The sequence below is a fragment of the Spiroplasma endosymbiont of Polydrusus pterygomalis genome, from assembly GCF_964030635.1.
Lineage (GTDB): Bacteria > Bacillota_I > Bacilli_A > Mycoplasmatales > Mycoplasmataceae > Spiroplasma.
This window is the reverse complement of the sequence record NZ_OZ034909.1, coordinates 1,518,212-1,539,306: the sequence shown is the minus strand read 5'-3', so window position 1 is coordinate 1,539,306 and position 21,095 is coordinate 1,518,212. Positions and strand designations below refer to the sequence as shown.

The 21,095-nt window shown below is 26.6% G+C and carries 26 protein-coding genes and 5 pseudogenes; 17 read left to right on the top strand and 14 right to left on the bottom strand.

The features are described 5' to 3' along the window. Positions 1-65: 65 nt before the first annotated feature. From ACQH23_RS10025 to ACQH23_RS09995, 7 genes and pseudogenes are all read right to left on the bottom strand, one after another. The gene (locus ACQH23_RS10025; RefSeq protein WP_425378218.1) at positions 66-569 is read right to left on the bottom strand and encodes a deoxycytidylate deaminase; all 504 of its coding nucleotides are present in this window, start codon (positions 567-569) and stop codon (positions 66-68) included. Next, the gene (locus ACQH23_RS10020) at positions 557-1,951 is read right to left on the bottom strand and encodes a rhomboid family intramembrane serine protease (RefSeq protein WP_425378217.1); all 1,395 of its coding nucleotides are present in this window, start codon (positions 1,949-1,951) and stop codon (positions 557-559) included. Before ACQH23_RS10020 ends, ACQH23_RS10025 begins: the two co-directional genes overlap by 13 nt. Positions 1,952-1,957: 6 nt before the next feature. Continuing rightward, positions 1,958-2,878: an RluA family pseudouridine synthase gene (locus ACQH23_RS10015; RefSeq protein ID WP_425378216.1), complete on the bottom strand. Its 921-nt coding sequence runs from the start codon at positions 2,876-2,878 to the stop codon at positions 1,958-1,960. Continuing rightward, positions 2,871-3,458: a signal peptidase II gene (locus ACQH23_RS10010; protein ID WP_425378215.1), complete on the bottom strand. Its 588-nt coding sequence runs from the start codon at positions 3,456-3,458 to the stop codon at positions 2,871-2,873. Before ACQH23_RS10010 ends, ACQH23_RS10015 begins: the two co-directional genes overlap by 8 nt. Positions 3,459-3,611: 153 nt before the next feature. Further along, positions 3,612-6,338, bottom strand: coding sequence for an isoleucine--tRNA ligase (gene ileS, locus ACQH23_RS10005; protein WP_425378214.1), 2,727 nt, complete (start codon positions 6,336-6,338; stop codon positions 3,612-3,614). Between the two features lie 562 nt (positions 6,339-6,900). After that, a pseudogene (locus ACQH23_RS10000) lies at positions 6,901-7,379 on the bottom strand (IS30 family transposase); the annotation flags it as partial. A 116-nt stretch (positions 7,380-7,495) separates the two neighbouring features. Continuing rightward, positions 7,496-7,743 (bottom strand): annotated as a pseudogene (locus tag ACQH23_RS09995) (IS30 family transposase); the annotation flags it as partial. A 146-nt stretch (positions 7,744-7,889) separates the two neighbouring features. Between ACQH23_RS09995 and ACQH23_RS09990 the strand changes: the two are divergent. The 8 genes from ACQH23_RS09990 to ACQH23_RS09955 all read left to right on the top strand — a co-directional run bounded on the left by ACQH23_RS09990 (position 7,890) and on the right by ACQH23_RS09955 (position 13,586). Then, a complete protein-coding gene (locus ACQH23_RS09990; protein WP_425378213.1) occupies positions 7,890-8,279 on the top strand; it encodes an IS30 family transposase in 390 nt (129 codons plus the stop codon). Positions 8,280-8,456: 177 nt separating this feature from the next. Beyond that, positions 8,457-8,663: a hypothetical protein gene (locus ACQH23_RS09985; RefSeq protein WP_425378212.1), complete on the top strand. Its 207-nt coding sequence runs from the start codon at positions 8,457-8,459 to the stop codon at positions 8,661-8,663. A 17-nt stretch (positions 8,664-8,680) separates the two neighbouring features. Further along, positions 8,681-9,325, top strand: a complete 645-nt coding sequence (tmk, locus tag ACQH23_RS09980; protein ID WP_425378211.1) for a dTMP kinase — start codon at positions 8,681-8,683, stop codon at positions 9,323-9,325. Beyond that, positions 9,318-10,154: a DNA polymerase III subunit delta' gene (locus tag ACQH23_RS09975; protein WP_425378210.1), complete on the top strand. Its 837-nt coding sequence runs from the start codon at positions 9,318-9,320 to the stop codon at positions 10,152-10,154. The genes tmk and ACQH23_RS09975 overlap by 8 nt, the downstream gene beginning before the upstream one ends. Further along, positions 10,132-10,437, top strand: a complete 306-nt coding sequence (locus tag ACQH23_RS09970; RefSeq protein WP_425378209.1) for a hypothetical protein — start codon at positions 10,132-10,134, stop codon at positions 10,435-10,437. Before ACQH23_RS09975 ends, ACQH23_RS09970 begins: the two co-directional genes overlap by 23 nt. Before the next feature lie 459 nt (positions 10,438-10,896). Continuing rightward, a complete protein-coding gene (locus tag ACQH23_RS09965; RefSeq protein WP_425378208.1) occupies positions 10,897-11,763 on the top strand; it encodes an ISNCY family transposase in 867 nt (288 codons plus the stop codon). 160 nt (positions 11,764-11,923) lie between these two features. Further along, complete coding sequence (locus ACQH23_RS09960) at positions 11,924-13,210, top strand: IS3 family transposase (RefSeq protein WP_425378207.1); 1,287 nt, start codon at positions 11,924-11,926, stop codon at positions 13,208-13,210. Then, positions 13,197-13,586, top strand: coding sequence for a DDE-type integrase/transposase/recombinase (locus ACQH23_RS09955; protein WP_425378206.1), 390 nt, complete (start codon positions 13,197-13,199; stop codon positions 13,584-13,586). The genes ACQH23_RS09960 and ACQH23_RS09955 overlap by 14 nt, the downstream gene beginning before the upstream one ends. Positions 13,587-13,625: 39 nt before the next feature. Here ACQH23_RS09955 and ACQH23_RS09950 read toward each other — a convergent pair whose 3' ends face one another. Then, the gene (locus ACQH23_RS09950; RefSeq protein ID WP_425377850.1) at positions 13,626-13,889 is read right to left on the bottom strand and encodes a hypothetical protein; all 264 of its coding nucleotides are present in this window, start codon (positions 13,887-13,889) and stop codon (positions 13,626-13,628) included. 246 nt (positions 13,890-14,135) lie between these two features. On the opposite strand from ACQH23_RS09950, the gene ACQH23_RS09945 reads away from it, so the two are divergent. From ACQH23_RS09945 to ACQH23_RS09935, 3 genes and pseudogenes are all read left to right on the top strand, one after another. Further along, complete coding sequence (locus tag ACQH23_RS09945; RefSeq protein WP_425378205.1) at positions 14,136-14,819, top strand: IS3 family transposase; 684 nt, start codon at positions 14,136-14,138, stop codon at positions 14,817-14,819. A gap of 39 nt (positions 14,820-14,858) precedes the next feature. Then, positions 14,859-15,083, top strand: a pseudogene (locus tag ACQH23_RS09940) (IS3 family transposase); the annotation flags it as partial. 109 nt (positions 15,084-15,192) lie between these two features. Beyond that, positions 15,193-15,420, top strand: coding sequence for a NifU family protein (locus tag ACQH23_RS09935; RefSeq protein ID WP_425378204.1), 228 nt, complete (start codon positions 15,193-15,195; stop codon positions 15,418-15,420). 59 nt (positions 15,421-15,479) lie between these two features. On the opposite strand, the gene rpiB is transcribed toward ACQH23_RS09935, so the two are convergent. The 5 genes and pseudogenes from rpiB to ACQH23_RS09910 all read right to left on the bottom strand — a co-directional run bounded on the left by rpiB (position 15,480) and on the right by ACQH23_RS09910 (position 18,180). Continuing rightward, positions 15,480-15,911, bottom strand: a complete 432-nt coding sequence (rpiB, locus tag ACQH23_RS09930; protein ID WP_425378203.1) for a ribose 5-phosphate isomerase B — start codon at positions 15,909-15,911, stop codon at positions 15,480-15,482. Between the two features lie 146 nt (positions 15,912-16,057). Beyond that, complete coding sequence (locus ACQH23_RS09925; RefSeq protein ID WP_425378202.1) at positions 16,058-16,225, bottom strand: IS3 family transposase; 168 nt, start codon at positions 16,223-16,225, stop codon at positions 16,058-16,060. Positions 16,226-16,264: 39 nt separating this feature from the next. Further along, positions 16,265-16,390, bottom strand: a pseudogene (locus tag ACQH23_RS09920) (hypothetical protein); the annotation flags it as partial. A gap of 156 nt (positions 16,391-16,546) precedes the next feature. Further along, positions 16,547-16,861 carry an IS3 family transposase gene (locus tag ACQH23_RS09915; RefSeq protein ID WP_425378201.1) on the bottom strand — a complete coding sequence of 105 codons (315 nt, stop codon included), beginning with the start codon at positions 16,859-16,861 and terminating at the stop codon, positions 16,547-16,549. A 524-nt stretch (positions 16,862-17,385) separates the two neighbouring features. Next, on the bottom strand, positions 17,386-18,180 hold the full coding sequence (locus ACQH23_RS09910; protein WP_425378200.1) for an IS3 family transposase: 795 nt from the start codon (positions 18,178-18,180) through the stop codon (positions 17,386-17,388). 61 nt (positions 18,181-18,241) lie between these two features. On the opposite strand from ACQH23_RS09910, the gene ACQH23_RS09905 reads away from it, so the two are divergent. From ACQH23_RS09905 to ACQH23_RS09890, 4 genes and pseudogenes are all read left to right on the top strand, one after another. After that, positions 18,242-18,505, top strand: coding sequence for a hypothetical protein (locus tag ACQH23_RS09905; RefSeq protein WP_425377850.1), 264 nt, complete (start codon positions 18,242-18,244; stop codon positions 18,503-18,505). Next, a pseudogene (locus ACQH23_RS09900) lies at positions 18,472-18,744 on the top strand (hypothetical protein); the annotation flags it as partial. The gene ACQH23_RS09905 and the pseudogene ACQH23_RS09900, both read left to right, overlap by 34 nt. Positions 18,745-18,765: 21 nt before the next feature. Further along, positions 18,766-18,987 carry a hypothetical protein gene (locus tag ACQH23_RS09895; RefSeq protein ID WP_425378199.1) on the top strand — a complete coding sequence of 74 codons (222 nt, stop codon included), beginning with the start codon at positions 18,766-18,768 and terminating at the stop codon, positions 18,985-18,987. Further along, positions 18,974-19,363: a DDE-type integrase/transposase/recombinase gene (locus ACQH23_RS09890; protein WP_425378185.1), complete on the top strand. Its 390-nt coding sequence runs from the start codon at positions 18,974-18,976 to the stop codon at positions 19,361-19,363. The genes ACQH23_RS09895 and ACQH23_RS09890 overlap by 14 nt, the downstream gene beginning before the upstream one ends. Before the next feature lie 35 nt (positions 19,364-19,398). Here ACQH23_RS09890 and ACQH23_RS09885 read toward each other — a convergent pair whose 3' ends face one another. Next, complete coding sequence (locus ACQH23_RS09885; protein ID WP_425378198.1) at positions 19,399-19,983, bottom strand: IS30 family transposase; 585 nt, start codon at positions 19,981-19,983, stop codon at positions 19,399-19,401. Positions 19,984-20,158: 175 nt separating this feature from the next. On the opposite strand from ACQH23_RS09885, the gene ACQH23_RS09880 reads away from it, so the two are divergent. Together ACQH23_RS09880 and ACQH23_RS09875 are read left to right on the top strand one after the other, a co-directional pair. After that, positions 20,159-20,524, top strand: a complete 366-nt coding sequence (locus ACQH23_RS09880; protein ID WP_425378197.1) for an IS3 family transposase — start codon at positions 20,159-20,161, stop codon at positions 20,522-20,524. Beyond that, complete coding sequence (locus tag ACQH23_RS09875; protein WP_425378196.1) at positions 20,505-20,951, top strand: IS3 family transposase; 447 nt, start codon at positions 20,505-20,507, stop codon at positions 20,949-20,951. Before ACQH23_RS09880 ends, ACQH23_RS09875 begins: the two co-directional genes overlap by 20 nt. The last annotated feature ends 144 nt before the right edge of the window (positions 20,952-21,095 follow it).

Here is a 21,095-nt window from a genome sequence, read left to right as displayed (position 1 = left end):
TGGATTTTAACGCAATATTTTTATTTGTTTAACTGTCTCATTTAATTTTACAATTCAGTAATTAATTATTTTTTTGGTTGTCGTTCGACAATAACATTAATGACGGGTAAACAACTATAACGAACTTGTGCTTGGTCAAACATTTGTTTCGCTGCTTGATTATCCTCGCTATCCTCATATTTGTCATCATCATAAATAACTTCTTTAATCCCCGCTTGAATAATAATCTTGGTACATTCAGTGCAAGGAAACAAAGTTGTATAAATTCGACAATTCTCTAAGTTTGTTCGCGCACTTAAAATGGCGTTTAACTCTGCATGGGCAACATACGGATATTTTGTTTCTAAATACGTTCCTCCTTCGCGTGCTCACGGAAAATCATCATCATTCAAACCACGCGGTAAGCCATTATAGCCTGTGGCAATAATTTGATCAATTTGGTTAACAACACAACTCCCAACTTGCGTATGGGGGTCTTTACTGCGCATTGCACAAACATGAGCAACACTTAAGAAAAAATCATCCCATGATAAATAATCATCCCGTTTTTTGACTGTTAACGCTGTCATAAATTACCTAATCCGCCCAAGGCAAAAAGATTATCAAAACGAGTCTGACTATTTAATAAAAAGATTGGTCAATCCGGTTTGGGATAAAGATAATAATTATTTAACATGTCTTCAATGGCACTCCGACTCATTAAGCCCGCACGTCAATAGCTTACTAAGGCATCAATTACTTCCCCATTATATGGTGGCACATAACGTATTCATAATAAGGCAATGACACTAACTGTTATCATTGTGACAATAATAAAGACTGGATATAACATTGTTCAATTCACACGATGTGAACGGTTAAATTCTAAGCCATAACCAATAGCACTCCCAACAAAAAAGCCAACAAAATTAATTAAATAATATGAATAACCTAAAAAAATTGGCATTATTAACAGCCATAACATAATAATTAAAGTTCGTTGATTGGCAATTAAAACCCCTAAATCTTCTTTCCCATAATTATAACTAAACAAACTTCCTCATAGAATTGCTAATAAAATTGTTGAACCACCAAAAATTAAATTGGGTAACATGGCTCCTAAAAATAAGCCCGCTAATGGGATCCCTAACAATAAAATTACCGATAATCGTCAACGCCCTAATAAGGCTTCCACATAATGTGCAACGGTAAAAATCATAAATAAATTTAAAACTATTAATAATGAATTACTTGAAAATAAGACATATGTTCATAATCGTCATCATTGGTTATTTCAAATTAATAAATCCCGGGTAATTCCCCCATAAACCAGTTGCGTTTCTTTTTCATTTAATCCTTGCGTATTAAAAATCTGCTCTCCAAAAAAGATACCAGCAATTGGAATCACTAATAATAAGGCAATTAAAACTCATGTCACGCCAAGATTATTGACACTTAACGTATCACTTAATTGCTTTAAATTTTTCGTTAATTTACTATTTGGGTCTTTAATGACACCTAAAATTTCTTCTGTTGTCATCTCCGCCATTGAAGACTCGGTTTCACTATTTTTTTCTAACATGGTAATGTTCGGATAATAATTTTTTAACCGATCAAGATAATTATTTTGATTAACAAATAAGGTTACATCACCACTATCATCTTTGTAAATTTGCGAACGATTTTCAATTAGAATAATTGATAAAATAGTAAGTTTTTCGCGTTGAAATTTCTTATTTAAAAAAGTCTTTAACGTTTGCACAATTTCATCATTAATGATTTCATCATTAATGATGAAATCATTAAATTCACCACTAAAATTATCAATAATTTTAATAATCTGAAATTCTTTACTATCAACTTTATATAAATAAGCATTATTATTATTTCGTGGTTTACTTTTATAAACACTGTATTTTTCTTGTTTTAAAAAATAATCAACTAGAGATAACTTATCTTTATCAAAACTCATTGTTTTCTATCCTTTCGCACGTAGTATTGCTAATCTTTGTTCAAATTCTTGTGGTAATGTTGCTGTTATTGTCAGAAATTGTTTCGTAATTGGATGAACAAATGTTAATTGATAAGCATGCAGATATTGGCCAAAACTTTCTTTTTTATCAGCACTTATCCCATATAACGGATCACCCACAATTGGATGATTAATGTATTTTAGATGGACGCGAATTTGATGCGTTCGTCCCGTTTCTAATTCACACTCTATATAAGTATAATCATTAAACCGTTCAATTACAAGAATATTAGTCACTGCTTTTTTAGAATTTTTTGCGGTTACGGTCATTTTTTTGCGGTTATTTGGATCGCGACCAATCGGGGCATCTATTTTAGCCCGCTTTTCGGTAATTTGACCATGGACAAGCGCTAAATACCGGCGTTGTAACTGTTTTGTTTGAATTTGTTCTTGCAACTGTTGATGAACAACATCATTTTTAGCAATAACTAAGACCCCCGTTGTTTGCCTATCAATTCGATGGACAATACCCGGACGTTGTTCACCACTAACTGTTGACCAATCAACATCATGTGCTAATAAAGCACTCACTAAGGTATCATTTTGATGCCCTGGCGCAGGATGAACAACTAAATTGTTTGGTTTATCAATCACCATTAAATATTCATTCTCATATAAAATTGTTAACAACATTGCCATTGGGGTTAAGACACTGACCTTTGGTTCGGGTAATTCAATAATAATTTTATCGCCAATTTTACCAAGCGAATTTGCTCGCACCACTTGGTCATTAACTTGCACTTGTCCGGCGGTGATTAATTCTTGCATTTTTGTGCGAGAAAAAGGAGTTGGTTGCGTCTTAAAATAATCAGTTAAAATTTTATCAATACGATTTGTTGTCGAAGCAGTAAAAGTAATTTTAGCCATTTGACTCAACATTTTCCTCGTGATTGCTACGACGGCGTTCAAGATAAAATTGAATAATTTCAATTATAATGGCAATAATTAGGACAATAACCCCTGCTGTTACTCAAGTATCAGCTAAATTAAAAACACTATACGGTGGAAATCAAATTCATGCCAGAAAGTCAACAACGCCCCCTTGGTTTCACATTCGGTCAATTAAATTATCAAAGCCGCCCGTTGTAATCATGATTAAACTAACAACTGCCGGTTTACTATTAACATACAGAAAAATTCCAAACGCGATCAAGGTAATAACGACAGCACCAATAATTACAACCGGAAGATTATTCGCATTTACCCCAAAGGCAATCCCTGTATTAACTATAAATTTAAAGTTAATAAAGCCATCCAAAAATTTAACTTCTGGCGCATCAGGACTATGCAATAATAAATGAAAAGCTAATTGTTTAGTAATACTATCTAAAATTAATAAGCCAATAAAAAGTGGCAAACAAACTTGCAGTTTATATTTTCAAATATAATTCCGATTTTTAAAATGATCTTGAGCATCATATCAGAATTGTTTTGTTCGTTCTTTCATTCATTTTTAACTCCTTTGTTTCTTTTATATATTAGACTTCTTGCGATACATAATTATTTATGCTTAAAAAGCAATTAAAATTTTTAAAAATGATTATTTTAAAGTTTAATTTAATTTTTTTATTTTTGTTAGTATCGCAAAAAGTCTATTATATTATCGCACATTTTTTGTCGATAAAACATTAAAACAACGATCACATATTTCATTATTTTGAGCGTTTAAATGATTATAAATCATTCAACAACGTTGGCATTTTGCCCCTGATTTTTCTTGCACTTTTAAATAACTTGTTCCATATTCAGTTAAATGATGATGATCAGTTGTAAAAATAATCTCACTAACAATAAAAATTTGATATAAATCCTTAATTTTTGCTAAGTCAGCATATGGTTCTTTTAAAGCAATCGTAACTTGGCACTCTAAGGATTTTTTAATTTCTTTTTGTTCACGACGACATTCTAATTCTTTATTAACATCATCGCGTAATTTTAATACTTGTTCTCATTTTGTGATTAATGCTTGATCAATTGTGGTTGGTAAAACAAAATTCTCTTCGCAATGCACCGAACTTTGTTGGTGGGGATATTTAATAAACTGGTGACTCTCTTCTACCGTATGCGGAATAATTGGTTTTAAAGCATCAACTAAAATACGATATAAATAATATAAGGTTGTTTGAACAACACGCCGACGAGGAGCCGCCATTTGCTCAATATATAAAATATCTTTGGTAAAATCTAAATAAAATTTTGATAAAGTTGTAATCACAAAATTATTAATTAACATATAAACATTATTAAAATTAAATTCCTCATAACTTTTATTAACTTTTTGTTGAAATTCATGGGCTAAATGTAACATATAATAATCAACTTCCGCTAATTGCGGTTGACAATCAGTTGCTGAATTAAAATCAGTTAAATTCGCTAATAAAAACCGCAAAGTATTACGAATTTTACGATAAGCTTCGGCAATTTGTTTTAAAATATCCGGACCAATTTTAACATCATCGCGATAATCAACCGATGCAACTCACATTCGTAAAATATCGGCCCCATACTGGTCAGTAATCGCTAAGGGCGAAATTACATTCCCTAATGATTTACTCATTTTACGCCCCTTTTCATCATTAGCAAAACCATGCGCTAAAACTATTTGATATGGCGCATGCCCTGTGGCAACAACCGAAGTAATTAATGAAGAATTAAATCAACCACGGAATTGATCAATTCCCTCTAAATAAATACTAACAGGATGCGGCAACTGGTAAGATTTTGTGACTGCTAAATTACTAACCCCACTATCAAATCAAACATCCATAATATCTTGCTCTTTGCGTCAATTACGCTTTTGATACGATGATGGTAAAAATTGATCCGCTGTTCATTCAAATCAAATATCGGTTGTTTTTACTTTGGCAAATAAATTAATAACATGTTCAATTAATTCGGGGCTAAATTGCGGTTGATTATTTTCATCATAAAAGGCAATAATTGGAACGCCCCATAATCTTTGCCGCGAAATACATCAATCTTGCCGGTTTTCAATCATTGTTGCCATTCGCTTCGCTGCTCATTCTGGATTTCATTGTACTTGTTTAATTTTCGCTAATAAGGATGGTTTTATTTTTTCAATTGAAACAAATCATTGTGCTGTTGCCCGATAAATAACTGGTTTCTTTGTTCGTCAATCAATTGGTGAACGGTGCTTAATAAATTTTAATTTTAATAATGCGCCCCCTTGTTCTAAGCGTTGGCCAATCATTTTATTGGCATCTTCATAATACACTCCGGTTAAAGTATCATCGCCGACTTCGGCGGTATATTTCCCGGCATCATCTAAAGGAGCGAAAATTGGGACATTATTTACTTTCGCAATCAAGTAATCATCTTCACCAAAACCAGAAGCCGTATGAACAATTCCCGTCCCCGCTTCAATCGTAACATGATGGCCAAGAACAACGGGGCTATCACGATCATATAAAGGGTGTTTTGTAATAATTTTCGCTAAGTTAACCCCAACAACTTCTTGAATAATTTTAACTTTTTCTCAGTTAAAAATAGATTGTAACTGTTCTAATAACGCTTTGGCAAATAAATACTTTTCACCATTAACTACAACTTCAACATAAACAATTTCTTCCCCCACTGCTAACATTTGATTCATTGGAATTGTTCATGGGGTTGTTGTTCAAATAATAAATTTTGTGCCTGGTTTAATTATTTTATTCCCTGTCGTTACCGGAAAGGTAATATAAATTGATGGGGAAGTTAATTCGTCATATTCAATTTCGGCTTCCGCTAAGGCCGACTCACTCGATGGTGATCAATAAATTGGTTTTAATTGACGATAAACTAATTTTTTTTGGACCATTGTTTGAAATAACCGGAATTGTTCTAGTTCATAGGCTAAATCTAACGTAACATATTTCTGCTGAAAATCACTAAATAACCCTAACCGACTAAATTGCTTAATTTGGTTATCAATTTGGTCAAGGGCATATTTTCGACAAATTTGACGAAAGCGAACGGGCGGAGTTTTTTTACGATTGACCCCGCTTTTAACAACAGCAGTTTCAATTGGTAAACCATGGGTATCTCACCCACAAATTCAAGGACTATAGTATCCTTTTTGGTTATAATAGCGAACAATAAAATCCTTTAAAATTTTATTTAAGGCATGGCCAACATGCAAATCACCATTTGCATAGGGAGGGCCATCATGTAAAATAAAAGGTGGTTGGGTCGCATTATGTTGATAACGACCAGCAACAACATTTTTTCGTAATCATTCTAACTGGATTTTTGGTTCTTTCTCCGCTAAGTTAGCTTTCATTTCAAATAAGGTATTGGGAGTTAATAAGGTATCTTTATAATTCATCAGCGTTTTTTCCTTTCGGTCATAAAAAAGTAAGACTATAAGGGTGCTTGGCGCGCGGGTACCATCTTACTTTATAAATATTGCAATAATATTTACCTTTTTTTTGTTAATTTCTAATTGTAAAAAAAGAAATAATTATTTGTCGGCTATGATTAGCTCGCATCAACTTAATTTCGTTGGAATAGTCGCATCAAATAATCGTGGTTTATTTTCTTATAGTAAGTATTACACTATTTATTTAATTTTGTCGAAAACTCTTGATGTTTAATATTTATATTTTATAAAATATAAATATTAAACATCAAGAGTTTTCGACAAAATTAAAGCAAAACTTCAAACTTTTTTAAACAATCATAATTATAATAAATAAGTATCCTTTCTAAAATATATTGCATCGTGTAGATACAAGTTCCAAATTTGTATCTCTTGTTATATTGATAATAACATCTTTTAAAAGGAATGCAACTATTTTTTTCAAAAAAATAAAATATTTGTAATTTTAGTCTATTTTAAGCATATTTAAGCACACTGAAAAATAATTTATTAAATTTTTCAAATAAACTTATCTAAAATTATTTAAAAATACTTCTTTTGATGTTTTTCAATTCAAAATAGGTCTTAATTTTTCATTTATAACATCAACTACTCAATCTATTTCTTGTTTCGTAACATTATTAAAATCAGTTTTCTTAGGAAATTATTCTCTAGGTTCAGAATTCATATACTCAATTAATGGTTTTTGTTGTGGTTTACCAGGGTCACAAAAATAAATATTAGAACCAGTAATCTTTTTTATTTCTTCAAACTTACTAAATTCTTTTCCTCTATCTGTTATTATCCCTTTAATTTTTTCAACTAAACCATTAATTATAACTATATGTTCAAGTTTTTTAAAACTTCACTTGAATTATTTTTTTCTAATTTCATTGCAAAATAATTTTTACTTGATTGTTCTACTAAAACTAAACAACTAGATTGATGGTCTTTTTTAACTACCGCATCTATTTCAAATCAACCAACGTTAGATTGCTTATTTTCAATAGACTTCTTGCGATACTAACAAAAATAAAAAAATTACAAATAAAAAAAATTAAATTAAACTTTAAAATAAGCATTTTTAAAAATTTTAATTGCTTTTTAAGCATAAATAATCAGGTATCGCAAGAAGTCTAATATCTCATATTGACTTAAATTTCTCATCTAATTTTCCACGATTATCAGTTTTTTCTTTTCTTTTGTATTTTTTACCGTGGTGTCGTAAATTTTGTTTATTTAATCCTAATAAATTTAAATAAATTCATTTATATAAAGTTTTTTTACATGCTGGAAATTTAATACCAAACTTTTTTTTAAATTTTCTAATAATTTGTGAGGGTATATCGTGATATTTATTAAATCTTACATTAGGATTATTGCGATACCGGGTTTTCTTATTAATAATATTTATATAAAATATAATTAAAAATAAAAAATATAAATTAGGAGGGTATAAAAAATAGACTGCACCTCCTTTAAAAGTTTAGTAAAGACTTTTTTTCTTTACTTACTTTTTTGGGTGCAGTCTACTTTTTTTTAGCAATATTAGTTGAAAATAGAACTACTAAAGTTATTAACGAAAATATTAGCCATTATTTATCAATTCTGCCAAATAATCTTGTTAAGACTATAACATTTGATCGTGGTAAAGAATTTGCTAATTGACAACAACTTGAAAAAAATTTAAATGTGAAAATTTATTTTGCTAATGCATATTCACCCTGACAAAGAGGTACTAATGAAAATACTAATGGTTTAATTAGAGAAAAATTTCCTAAAAAATTTAATTTTTCAAATACTACTAAAAATGCAGTTCATAAATTTATATTGTCTTTAAACCAAAGACCAAGAAAAATACTAAATTATCTTTCGCCAATCGAATATTTGGTTAGAAAAATAATTTAGTTGCACTTAACTTTACAATTTGGCAAATAAAAAAATTAAATTAAACTTTAAAATAATTATTTTTAAAAATTTTAATTGCTTTTTAAGCATAAATAACAAGGTATCGCAAGAAGTCTATTTTATAAATATCAAGATTTTTCGACAAAATTAAAGACTTTTCCTGCGTTAGAATCCCGAATGAATGATAAAATTATACAAGAAGTTATCATTGTTGTTGGTGCTACTTTTGAAGGAGAAGTAACAGTTCAATACTTAAAAACATTTTTACAACCTTTTGTGATAAAAATATCACGTTTAGCACAAGGAATCCCAATTGGTGATTTCTTAAATTACATTGACGAGGTAACTTTAAAACAAGCACTAGAAGGTCGTAAAGATGTTTAAGAATAGGGAGTGTAATGATGATATTTATAACATTGGAAGGAATTGATGGTTCTGGAAAAACAACAATTTCAAAATTATTAAAAGAAAAATTACGGTCAGAAGGATACCAAGTTGTTTTAACACGCGAGCCGGGAGGCAATGAAATTGCTGAGCAAATTAGAAATGTTATTTTAAGTAAACATAACTTAGGAATGGATCCTTGGACAGAAGCTTTACTATATATAGCTGCGCGAAGACAACATGTTGTAGAAGATATTTTACCAACTTTAAAAGAAGGAGCAATTGTCATTTGTGATCGCTTTATGGATTCAATTTCAGCCTATCAAGGATATGCGCGGGGATTAGGAATTCGCACATTAGATGAAGTTCAATCAATTGTTTTAGGCACAACAAAACCCGATTTAACACTTTTTTTTGATATTGAACCAACAATGGCAAATGAAAGAATGAAGGTTAGAAATGAAGGTGAAATGAATCGCCTTGATTTAGAAAAGAATTCGTTTCATGAGAAAGTATATGAGGGGTACCAAGTTTTAATTAGTGAAAATGCTGACCGGATTAAAGTTGTTGATGCTCGTAAAACGGTGAATGAAGTATTAGAACAAGTATATTATTATGTTCAGGAGATTATTCAAAAAATAAAGGACAAAGCAAATGGATAATTTATTTACAAAAAATGATGATGAAAAATTTACCTTATTTAAAAATTTAATTTTAAAAAACAATTTATCAAATCAACTTTTAATTTCTTGCAATAATAAGGTTAAATTAGCAACATTTGCAACAGAAATTATTAAATTTTTATTATGTTCAGAAAAAAAAGGTCAGGATTGTCAATGCGATATTTGTCAACGCGTTAATAATCAAACTTATTATGATTTAAAAATTAAAGGTGATTTTGAAACAACAATCAAAAAAGAATCAATTCAAGAAATTATTCAAACTTTTAATTATTCAGCTTTAGAAGAAACGGGCATTAAAGTATATGTTATTAAAGGGGTTGATTTATTAACCTTAGAAGCAGCGAATTCCTTATTAAAATTTTTAGAAGAACCTAGTCAAAATACTTATGCTTTTTTGTTAACAACTAATAAGACAAAAGTAATTGAGACGATTAAATCCCGCTGTTTAAATATAATTTTAGAGAATAGTAGTAATTCCGAAGAAGTTGATGATTTTAAAAATAATTTTATTCAAACTTTTTTTAAAAATTTTGAAAATAATGCGGCAAATAACTTTATTCATCTTCGCCAGTTAAATAGTTATGATAATACTGAATGTCGCGAATATTTTTTAGCAATTGCTAATGTTCTCAAAAAGAAAGAATGAAATAAATATCAAATTACTGATCAAACTTTAATTGAAAAATTAAATCGTAAAAATAGTAAGTTAATTGAGATTTGCTATGCTACGGCTAATTTATTATTGGAGAATTTAAATAAGGAATTAATTTTGGAAAAAGGATTGATTGATTGATATAACGAGGTGTAAAACGGAAATTTTAAATGTTTTATTAGATTATGATGGGATTAAAATTAAACAACGAACTGATATGTTTAATTTTTTCTTGGATAATGTTTTATTAGTTCGTTTTGTAATCTTAAATACGCGAGTAAAAAATATTTTAGATATTGGTACTAATAATGCTGTAATTCTGTTAATTTTATCAACTTTAACATTAACAAAAATTACGGGGGTTGAATTGCAAAAAGAGGCGGTACAATTAGCGAAAGAAAATGTTTTATTAAACCTGAATTGTAAATATATTCTTTAATTTTGTCGAAAACTCTTGATAAAATAAAAAAAATCATCAATATAACAATTTGAAAACGAATTTGATGGAAGATTGGATAGGTTACAATAAGTTGGACCATATTTATGTAGACTGCACCCAAAAAAGTAAGTAAAGAAAAAAAGTCTTTGCTAAACTTTAGACTGCACCCCGTTTAGTAAGTATTAATAAAAAGGTTTACAAACTTTCATTTATTATATCTTTTTCTTTTTGGTTTGAATATCATTTATTTCATTTTTTAACATCATTAATATATTTATTGTATTATGTAAATTCAAGCAGCAAATTCTGTCTCTTGTTAGAATGATGATAACATCTTTTAAAAGAAATGCAACTATTTTTTTGTCCTTATCTTGTGATAATTTCGTAATAGTTATCTAGCAAAAATTTCGCAACCATTTAAAATTAAAAATGGTGATAACAATGGAAAGAAAACTAACAATGAAAGAACAACATAAATACAAAACAATTGAAAAAATTATTAACAATAAAATATCAAAGCAAAGAGCTGCAAATATTTTACACTTATCAATTCGTCGCATTGAACAACTTATAAAACTTTATGATCCACAAAATAGTCAATCATTTGCTCACCATTCTCGTGGAAGGATAGCTCACAATAAAACAAATCCACAAATTTGTGAAAAGATTATAAATTTATATAAAACTAAATATATTGGCTTTAATTTTACTCATTTCAAAGAAAAATTAATCGAAAATGAAGGAATAAACATTTCATATTCAGTTTTATACAAATTAATGTACTTAAATCAAATTAAAACACCTCGAAAGCAAAAAATAAAGAAAAAAGATAAAACCCACCCTTTAAGAGAACGTCGAAAATGTTTCGGCGAACTATTACAAGCTGATGCCAGTGAACATCATTGATTTGGACCATTTGGTCCAAAATGATTTTTACATGGCGCAATTGATGATACAACAAATACGGTTGTTGGATTATATTTTGCTTATCAAGAAACATTACAAGGTTATTATAATGTTTTACATCAAATTTTACGAAATTATGGAATTCCCATGACATTTTATACCGATAAACGAACAATCTTTACATACCAAAAAAGTAGTGATAAAACCGAAGAAAAAGACACCTTTACTCAATTCAGCCGATGCTGTGATGAATTAGGTGTCGAAATCATAACTACTTCAATTCCCCCAAGCAAAGGGACGAATTGAACGTTTATGAGGCACTCTACAAGATCGCTTGAAAAATGAATTAATTCTCGCAGGAGTAACCACTATTGAAGAAGCAAATACATTCTTAAAAGAATTTATAACCAAGTTCAATAAACAATTTGCCATTCCTATTGATTATAACAATTCTGTCTTTGTTGACGCTCCTAATAATGACAAAATTAATTTATAGATTGCGTTGCCAAAGTTGGGGAAAATAAAAAAGAAAGTTTTCAGTATAATTAAGTTTGAAAAAAATTAAAAAGAAAACTATCCTATGAATATTATAACTAGAATCCAAGAGTTTTTAAACGAAAATAATAACTCTTTTATTGATTTAATTAATGAAATTAGCCCCAATATCCCTATTACAGCACTATTATCCTATTTAAACAATGAAATTAGTTCTGAAGCTTGAATACTATTTAAAAATATTTTTGAATATATTGATAACTATATTTTTAATAAGAACTGACGCAAAGCACGTTATATTCCAAAAGGATTTTATCAACGAACTTTGGTTTTTCGTAATGGTGAAGTTACTTTTAAACGACGAAAATATATCTTAAAACCAGAATTTCAAGTGGCAAAAAAACCAAAAACGGTCTTTTTACTTGTAGGGCTTGAAAGTTATCAGCGACTTGATTATGATTTTTCGTTAGAAATAATCAGCAAATTAGGCATAAATTTTAGTTATCAAGATATTTGTAATATGTATCGGAATGCTAACATAACAAAAAAAACAATTTTTAACTTTATTAAACGGTTTGATATTAAACATTTGTTAGAACTAATGCTAGATGAACCAGATACAAAAATAAAACATGATGGGGTTATTTATATTGAAACCGATGAAGCATATCGCAATGCCATTAGTTATCAAATCAAAAAACGATTAAAAATTAAGAAAAGAATCCGTTTAACCGTCTTTCATACTGGTTATAAAGATCCTAAAACAATACGAAAAACAATGCATAATGTCAAATTTCTAGTAACAATGACTAATGAAGTTAAAAAAATTAACTCTAAAAAATACTGACAAGGAATTAAAGAATTTATTAACTTTACAATTTGGCAATTAAATAAAATAAAAATTGTATTTTTTATCAAAGAAAACATTAATAAATATCCACTAAATTTATTACTTGATGTAACAAATTTAAAGCGTAGTTATTGAGATAAATATAAAAATTATTCAAGTAATGGTAAGGATAGTGAACCATTAAAAAATATTGTAAAAGTCTATGAAGAAAATTTGAAACAATTTGGTTATCGTCGAATTACCAAATATTTAAAAGAAGATTATGGCATTGTTTATAATGCTAAGAAAGTATTACGAATTATGAAAGAAAATAATATTCAAGCTGAATATGTAAAGCGTATGCGTAGAAAAATATTAATAAAACAAAATAGAAATAAAAATATAATTAAATATCCTGATTTAGTAAATCGTAATTTTAATGATATTAAAGAAAGATTTTCAATTTTATTTACTGATGTAACTTATTTAATTTGAAATGGTAAAAAACATTATCAATCAACAATAATTGATGGGATATACTAAAGAAATTATTGATGTAAAATGATCAAAATTTAATAATAACAAACTTGTAATTGATAATTTAAATGCTGCAATTAATAAAATTAAAAAAATAAAAAAAGAGCTAAATAAAACAATAATTCATTCAGATCACGGATATCAATATACATCTAAAGATTATAATAGTAAATGTTTAGATAACAAAATTATAATTTCAATGGGTAAAAATTATCATTGTGCAGACAACATTATTATTGAAAGTTTTCATTCATTACTTAAAAAAGGAACAATCCATAATAAAAATTATAAATCTCATAATGAATATATTAATGATGTTAAAAAATGAAATAAATGATATTCAAACCAAAAAGAAAAATATATAATAAATAAAAGTTTGTAAACCTTTTTATTAATACTTACTAAACGGGGTGCAGTCTATTTAATTGTAAAAGTCATGAAGCTTTTTTAGTAATTCATACCTAACTTTGTAATAGTTTAAATCTCTTTTTTTAAATGATTCTTTTGGACCTTTATTGGTGTTTAAAATTCCTTTCTTAAAATTTTCATACCATGAAGCAACAGTTTTTTTATTAATTGCATATTTTTTTGCAATAAAACTTATACTATTATTTTTAACCTCTTGTCCTATCCTTTTTCGAAAATCTGCTGTATATTTATTAAATTTTTGTCCTTTTCTTGCCATATAAAAATGCACCTCCTTTAAAAGTTTAGCAAAGACTTTTTTTCTTTACTTACTTTTTTGGGTGCAGTCTAAAATAAAAGAAAAATTGTATTTTTTATCAAAGAAAACATTAATAAATATCCACTAAATTTATTACTTGATGTAACAAATTTAAAGCGTAGTTATTGAGATAAATATAAAAATTATTCAAGTAATGGTAAGGATAGCGAATCATTAAAGAATATTGTAAAAGTCTATGAAGAAAATTTGAAACAATTTGGTTATCGTCGAATTACCAAATATTTAAAAGAAGATTATGGCATTGTTTATAATGCTAAGAAAGTATTACGAATTATGAAAGAAAATAATATTCAAGCTGAATATGTAAAGCGTATGCGTAGAAAAATATTAATAAAACAAAATAGAAATAAAAATATAATTAAATATCCTGATTTAGTAAATCGTAATTTTAATGATATTAAAGAAAGATTTTCAATTTTATTTACTGATGTAACTTATTTAATTTGAAATGGTAAAAAACATTATCAATCAACAATAATTGATGGATATACTAAAGAAATTATTGATGTAAAATGATCAAAATTTAATAATAACAAACTTGTAATTGATAATTTAAATGCTGCAATTAATAAAATTAAAAAAATAAAAAAAGAGCTAAATAAAACAATAATTCATTCAGATCACGGATATCAATATACATCTAAAGATTATAATAGTAAATGTTTAGATAACAAAATTATAATTTCAATGGGTAAAAATTATCATTGTGCAGACAACATTATTATTGAAAGTTTTCATTCATTACTTAAAAAAGGAACAATCCATAATAAAAATTATAAATCTCATAATGAATATATTAATGATGTTAAAAAATGAAATAAATGATATTCAAACCAAAAAGAAAAAGATATAATAAATAAAAGTTTGTAAACCTTTTTATTAACACTTACTAAACAGGGTGCAGTCTACATCAAACGATCATTAAGCAATAAAGGCTGTCCATACGATAATGCTGTGGCTGAAACAACTTACAAAAGTTTTAAAACGGAATTTATCAAGGGACAAAAATTTATAAATTTAACCCAATTAAAATACAAATTATTTGACTTTGTGCATTGATATAACAATATTCGAATTCACGGTAGTTTAAATTATTTAACACCTGTTGAATTTAGAAAACAACAATCCATATAAAAAGTGTCCTAAAAAGGGTTGCCAATCCATATTTTTCTACAAAATTAAAGGACAAAATTAAAGGACTTTTATCATAAAAATGTTATAGTTAAAGAATGAAGGTGATAAAATGAGACAAACAAAACAAGCAAAAGATATTATTGATAATCTTCGCCCTTACATTAATCAAGATGGCGGCGATATTGAATTTGTAGAAGTTAAAGATGATGTTGTTTATGTTCGTTTAGCAGGAGCATGTATTGGCTGTGGTTTAATTGATTCAACAATTAAAAATGGCGTAGAACAAATTGTCAAACAAGAAATGCCTGATATTAAAGCTGTTGAAGTTATTATGTAACTTCTTTTTTTGTATTGTAAAATATTACTTAAAAAAATAATGAAGCATAGAATCTCATCCTAAAGTTTATTAAGTTTATCAACACGAAGATTATGACGTCCAGCATCAAATGCAGTATTTAAAAACATTTCAACAATTCAAATCGCATTTTGATTGGCAATAATTCTAGCCCCCAACGCTAAAACATTAGCATTATTGTGTTCGCGAGCTAATTTTGCTAACACTGTTTCATTACATAATGCTGCTCGAATATCTTTTATTTTATTTGCTGCAATTGAAATTCCAATGCCTGTTCCACAAATTACAATTCCAATACTATCTTGCTCTTGGATTACTCTTTCCCCAACAGCTTGACCAATATCAGGATAGTCAACTGCCATCACGCTATCTGTTCCCAAGTTAATAATTTGATGTTTTTGTTCGGTTAAATATTTAACAATTGCGTTTTTCATTTCAGTTCCCGTATGGTCGTTCCCAATTACAATTTTCATTTTTTAGTACTCCTTTATTTCTAAGTTAACTATAACATATTGCCTTCTTAAATAAAAAAGCAAAAATTATTTTAGTGCACAGTTTCAGATAACTGAGAATTTTAATTAAAAAATGCCACCACTTCAATATGAAATGAAAGCATTTTTTAATTTAAAATTTTTCTTTTTTCATTATAATGAATTATATAATTATCTACAATATTTTTTACTTCTAAAATATTTTTACAGTGTGATAATTCTGAGTTCTCGGTTTTAAGAATTGAAAATTGATTTTCAATCGGTGAATTAACTAAACAATTGCCTCTTCTTGACATACTTATATTTATACCGTGTTTTTTTAATAATTTTTCATAAGCTTTTGAAGTGAAATGAATACCTTGATCAGAATTAATAGTTAATTCACCTTTGATTATTTTTCTTTTAATAATTGCTTCTTTGATACAATTATTTACTCAATTTACTGTTGGAGTTGTTGTTAAAGAATAATTTACTATTAAATTACTAAATAAATCCTTGATTGCAAATAAATATATTCATTCTGTGATTGTTTTAACATACGTAATATCAATTGATCACTTTTGATTAGTTTTTTCAGCTTTAAAATTACGTTTTAATAGATATTTATGTCGAATATGTTAATTTGTCATTTTTAAGAAATGATTAATTTTTTTTCTTGTTTTAATTCTTACACTAGAAATTCTATTAGCTAATTTCATATAACGATAAACTGTTGAATTCGACACATTAATTTTTTGCTCTTCCAAAGATAATTTAATTTGTCTGTGTCCTTTAATACTATTTTCTCTATGAATTGCTTTAATTATTTCATATATTGAATAATCAATATTTGGTTGATATTCATCACAATTTTTTGAATATTTATTTCAAGTATCATATGAAATTCTTAATTCTTTTAAATATCATGATAAAGTAATTTTTGAAACTTGCAATTCTGATTTAATAAAAGCAATTTGTTTTCTAATGTTTGTTTTTGTTTTTATCTTTGGAAGAGCTTCAAGCTTTTTTAAAACCTCATTCTCAGCTTTTATTCTTTCATTTTCTTTTTTTAATAAATAGTTTTCACGTTCTAAGGGTTTTTTAAACTTATTTAATTCAAAATCTTTTCGCTTTTTTCGTTCTTTTAGAATTTCTTTATTTTGTTGAAATTGATGTCAATATCTAGCAAAAATTTCGCAAAATTATTTAATTGATAATGTTTGTGATGTATATTGATTATTTCAAGGATGATTTGGTTTTGGTTTATGTGCTTTAGATTTGGGAACTTTGTTTTCAATATTTTTAATAGGAACCAGAATGTATTCTAATAAATTATATATTTGATTGTTATATTTTAAATATAATGTTTCATCAAATGCTTTAATTACTGTAATTTTTGTTTTTGAATTAAAGACTTTTAACTTTTTATTATTATAAGCTAGACTGCACCCCGTTTAGTAAGTATTAATAAAAAGGTTTACAAACTTTCATTTATTATATCTTTTTCTTTTTGGTTTGAATATCATTTATTTCATTTTTTAACATCATTAATATATTCATTATGAGATTTATAATTTTTATTATGGATTGTTCCTTTTTTAAGTAATGAATGAAAACTTTCAATAATAATGTTGTCTGCACAATGATAATTTTTACCCATTGAAATTATAATTTTGTTATCTAAACATTTACTATTATAATCTTTAGATGTATATTGATATCCGTGATTTGAATGAATTATTGTTTTATTTAGCTCTTTTTTTATTTTTTTAATTTTATTAATTGCAGCATTTAAATTATCAATTACAAGTTTGTTATTATTAAATTTTGATCATTTTACATCAATAATTTCTTTAGTATATCCATCAATTATTGTTGATTGATAATGTTTTTTACCATTTCAAATTAAATAAGTTACATCAGTAAATAAAATTGAAAATCTTTCTTTAATATCATTAAAATTACGATTTACTAAATCAGGATATTTAATTATATTTTTATTTCTATTTTGTTTTATTAATATTTTTCTACGCATACGCTTTACATATTCAGCTTGAATATTATTTTCTTTCATAATTCGTAATACTTTCTTAGCATTATAAACAATGCCATAATCTTCTTTTAAATATTTGGTAATTCGACGATAACCAAATTGTTTTAAATTTTCTTCATAGACTTTTACAATATTTTTTAATGATTCGCTATCCTTACCATTACTTGAATAATTTTTATATTTATCTCAATAACTACGCTTTAAATTTGTAGACTGCACCCAAAAAAGTAAGTAAAGAAAAAAAGTCTTTGCTAAACTTTTAAAGGAGGTGCATTTTTATATGGCAAGAAAAGGACAAAAATTTAATAAATATACAGCAGATTTTCGAAAAAGGATAGGACAAGAGGTTAAAAATAATAGTATAAGTTTTATTGCAAAAAAATATGCAATTAATAAAAAAACTGTTGCTTCATGGTATGAAAATTTTAAGAAAGGAATTTTAAACACCAATAAAGGTCCAAAAGAATCATTTAAAAAAAGAGATTTAAACTATTACAAAGTTAGGTATGAATTACTAAAAAAGCTTCATGACTTTTACAATTAAATAAAAGAAAAATTGTATTTTTTATCAAAGAAAACCTTAATAAATATCCACTAAATTTATTACTTGATGTAACAAATTTAAAGCGTAGTTATTGAGATAAATATAAAAATTATTCAAGTAATGGTAAGGATAGCGAATCATTAAAAAATATTGTAAAAGTCTATGAAGAAAATTTAAAACAATTTGGTTATCGTCGAATTACCAAATATTTAAAAGAAGATTATGGCATTGTTTATAATGCTAAGAAAGTATTACGAATTATGAAAGAAAATAATATTCAAGCTGAATATGTAAAGCGTATGCGTAGAAAAATATTAATAAAACAAAATAGAAATAAAAATATAATTAAATATCCTGATTTAGTAAATCGTAATTTTAATGATATTAAAGAAAGATTTTCAATTTTATTTACTGATGTAACTTATTTAATTTGAAATGGTAAAAAACATTATCAATCAACAATAATTGATGGGATATACTAAAGAAATTATTGATGTAAAATGATCAAAATTTAATAATAACAAACTTGTAATTGATAATTTAAATGCTGCAATTAATAAAATTAAAAAAATAAAAAAAGAGCTAAATAAAACAATAATTCATTCAGATCACGGATATCAATATACATCTAAAGATTATAATAGTAAATGTTTAGATAACAAAATTATAATTTCAATGGGTAAAAATTATCATTGTGCAGACAACATTATTATTGAAAGTTTTCATTCATTACTTAAAAAAGGAACAATCCATAATAAAAATTATAAATCTCATAATGAATATATTAATGATGTTAAAAAATGAAATAAATGATATTCAAACCAAAAAGAAAAAGATATAATAAATGAAAGTTTGTAAACCTTTTTATTAATACTTACTAAACGGGGTGCAGTCTAAAGAAATCTTGATGTTCTTTCAACTAAATTTATTAAACATGATTTACTTTTACCTCGTGATGATACTACGGTATCACCTTCTCAATGACCAAGAGTTACGCGATTATTAACATTAGCATTTCGTTCTTTAATTGATTTACCATTAAATTTACCCCGATTTTCTTGATATTTTCGTTTCTTACCTTTTCTTCTTAAATTTTTATTAGTAACTTTTTCAAGTAATCAAGAATAAATTCAATTGTAAATTGTTTTAAAACTAATAATTCATTCTTTATGAAAATTTTTAATTCTGCCATAAATTTGTTCGGGTGATCAACCTAATAATAATTTTTGTTGTACATATTTTACTAATTCTCTATTTTTAAACTTATGAAAATAAATATGTGATTGTTTTCTATTTTCTGCTTTATTTTGTGCAATTAATGAAAAATAATGATTATTATCTTTATTTCTATTAACTTCTCGAATAATAGTACTAATACTTCGATTAAGATTTTTAGCTATTTCACTAATTTTTATTTTAAACTTCAATTGATTCTCAATATAAATTCTTTCATCTATGCCAAGATGTTTATATCCCATATAAAAACTCCTTGCTTTATTTTTTCTAAAATAAACTTAGCGTCATAAAATTTTTATATGAGATTTTTTGCAATTTTATTTACTTGCACTTACAAGTATAATTCAGCATTTGTAATTTTTTTATTTTTGTTAGTATCGCAAGAAGTCTAATAAAGAAAAATATTCCGTGCGAAAAATGGGTCAAATATTAAAGATAGCAAAATCAACATATTACTATCAAATTAATAAATACGCTACGGTTGATGTTAATAATTATGAACAAGAAGTTATCAGTCCATTTAATGATAGTCGCAAAATTTATGGAGCTCGTAAAATTAAAGCTATTTTAACCAGAAAAGATATTATCTTATCGCGAAGAAAAATTCGCCAAATTATGATTAAAAATCAGTTAGTATCTAAATACAACAAATTAAAATATCGTAATCATAAGTCAATGGTTAATAACAACGAAATTAGCAACGTTTTAAACCGTGAATTTAATAATAAACAACCAAATGAAGTTGTTGTTAGTGATTTAACATATGTTCAAGTTGGGTGCTAAATGACATTATATTTGTTTATTAATTGACTTGTTTAATCGTGAAATAATTGGCTATAGTGCCGGGACAAACAAAACAGCCCAACTAGGACAAAAAGCCTTTTATTCAATTACAAGACCATTAAATCAAATTACGTTATTTCATACTGACCGGGGTAATGAATTTAAAAATAAAATCATTGATAATATCTTAAATACTTTTAACATCAAACGATCATTAAGCAATAAAGGCTGTCCATACGATAATGCTGTGGCTGAAACAACTTACAAAAGTTTTAAAACGGAATTTATCAAGGGACAAAAATTTATAAATTTAACCCAATTAAAATACAAATTATTTGACTTTGTGCATTGATATAACAATATTCGAATTCACGGTCGTTTAAATTATTTAACACCTGTTGAATTTAGAAAACAACAATCCATATAAAAAGTGTCCTAAAAAGGGTTGCCAATCCAATCATTTTTTGTTGTGCCAAAATAATGTATGACTATAAGAATTAAATTAATAAGAGGTATAAATTCCTATTTGTATTTTTTCTTTATGAATTAATTTGCGATGATTATTATAGTA